Source organism: Blastococcus deserti (assembly GCF_042682525.1).
GTDB classification, from domain to species: domain Bacteria; phylum Actinomycetota; class Actinomycetes; order Mycobacteriales; family Geodermatophilaceae; genus Blastococcus_B; species Blastococcus_B deserti.
The window spans coordinates 1-539 of the sequence record NZ_JBHUHP010000039.1; the positions used below are offsets into that span (position 1 = coordinate 1).

Sequence of the window (539 nt, forward strand, 5' to 3'; positions counted from 1 at the left end):
GGTGTCGAGTGCAAGTGCACAAGGGAGCTTGACTGTGAGACCGACGGGTCGAGCAGGAGCGAAAGCTGGGACTAGTGACCCGGCACCGGCATGTGGAAGCGGTGTCGCTCAACGGATAAAAGGTACCCCGGGGATAACAGGCTGATCTTCCCCAAGAGTCCATATCGACGGGATGGTTTGGCACCTCGATGTCGGCTCGTCGCATCCTGGGGCTGGAGTAGGTCCCAAGGGTTGGGCTGTTCGCCCATTAAAGCGGTACGCGAGCTGGGTTTAGAACGTCGTGAGACAGTTCGGTCCCTATCCGCCGTGCGCGTAAGAGACTTGCGAAGAGCTGTCCCTAGTACGAGAGGACCGGGACGGACGAACCTCTGGTGTGCCAGTTGTACCGCCAGGTGCACTGCTGGTTGGCTACGTTCGGCAGGGATAACCGCTGAAAGCATCTAAGCGGGAAGCTCGCTTCAAGATGAGGTCTCTCACCGGAACAACCGGGTAAGGCCCCCGCCCAGACCAGCGGGTTGATAGGCCGGAAGTGGAAGCAC

Annotated in this window: 1 rRNA gene; it reads left to right on the forward strand. The window is 59.7% G+C overall.

Annotation, left to right across the window (positions count from 1 at the left end):
* Window positions 1-539 (forward strand): 23S ribosomal RNA (locus ACFSHS_RS22535); the annotation flags it as partial.